This window comes from Candidatus Magnetobacterium casense, assembly GCF_019173545.1.
Classification (GTDB): domain Bacteria; phylum Nitrospirota; class Thermodesulfovibrionia; order Thermodesulfovibrionales; family Magnetobacteriaceae; genus Magnetobacterium; species Magnetobacterium cryptolimnobacter.
This window is the reverse complement of record NZ_JABXWD010000753.1, coordinates 1-1128: the sequence shown is the minus strand read 5'-3', so window position 1 is coordinate 1128 and position 1128 is coordinate 1. Positions and strand designations below refer to the sequence as shown.

Annotated in this window: 1 protein-coding gene; it reads right to left on the bottom strand. The window is 55.7% G+C overall.

The window, feature by feature from the left end:
• Window positions 1-1128 (bottom strand): MG2 domain-containing protein (locus HWQ67_RS19280; RefSeq protein WP_218254318.1); only part of this gene is annotated, 1128 nt, incomplete at both ends.

The following is a 1128-nucleotide window of genomic DNA, read 5'->3' as shown; positions in this document are numbered from 1 at the left end:
ACGACAACCTCACACTTGACTGAATCGTTTGAGAGCGTCCAGCCCTCCGGCTTTATGCCAATCAACAACTTTGACGGGTACAGTGCAATCCGTGAGGATACTGTCTGAACCTCCCCGTTTGGGTCTCTGTATTCGAGTTCTGCGAGGATATCTCTTGGTATGTCCGCCGGTGTTATGTTGGATATTTTGGTCCTTGCGGCACCGGCCTTATCGAGGGTGAGGTCTGTGCTGTGCATCCTGGCACGTCTCTTTGCCTCTTCCGAGGGGACAGCGGCATCCGTTTCTTGTCCGGCTGTAACATCCGAGACATCGTAGTCCTCCGTGTCATCCTGTTGCTGGTAGGCAGGGACCACGCCCTCTTTGACACCTCCTGTTGAGAAGGAAAAGCCCTCGTAATCCGGTACCGTAACGGCCTTGGGTTGTACGTCCGAGCGCAGTTTAACGGCCAATCCGGATGCCACGCCACCGGAGAGATACGTCACGGCCACATCCACCGGCGCCTCCGTGACCCCTACAAGCGGCTCTGCCGGACCCTGGACAACTCCCTTCATCAGCGGAACACGGAACTCCTCGACCCTGAAGCTGCCCGACAGCAAATTGGTTTTGTCCTTGCTGTTGCCCCAGACCTCCGCCTCTATGATCAACTCGTAGGCGCCAAGTTTGGCGTCTTCAGGTACCTTCCATGTAGACTCCGCACTGCCCGTTGGTGTCCACTTCAACCCAAGCTCGTAGGTTTGCTCGCTGCCCGTGTGTCTGATGAGGAGCTTGCCGGGGGCTTTGGACTTTGGCAGAAACTCAAACCCCTTGGTGGTATGTCCCCTGATGATATGCTTCATGTGCAGCGTCTCACCGGCCCTGACAAGCGTGCGGTCAAAGACGGTATGCGCAATGAGACCACGGTCTTGGCCGCTTTGACTGTAGTCGCCCATCTCTGCTGCCGATTCAATCTTAAAGCGCCAAGGCTCTATGCCCTCATTCCAGGACGAATGGGTAAAGGTCATGTCATCGGCGCTGCGTACAAAGACAAACAGGCCGCCGTTTATTTGTGTCAGTGAGCCTGATAGCTCGGAGTAGTTGAACTTATCGGCCTTGCACCAGGGCAGTTTACTCTGTGAGGGTAGTTCCTGG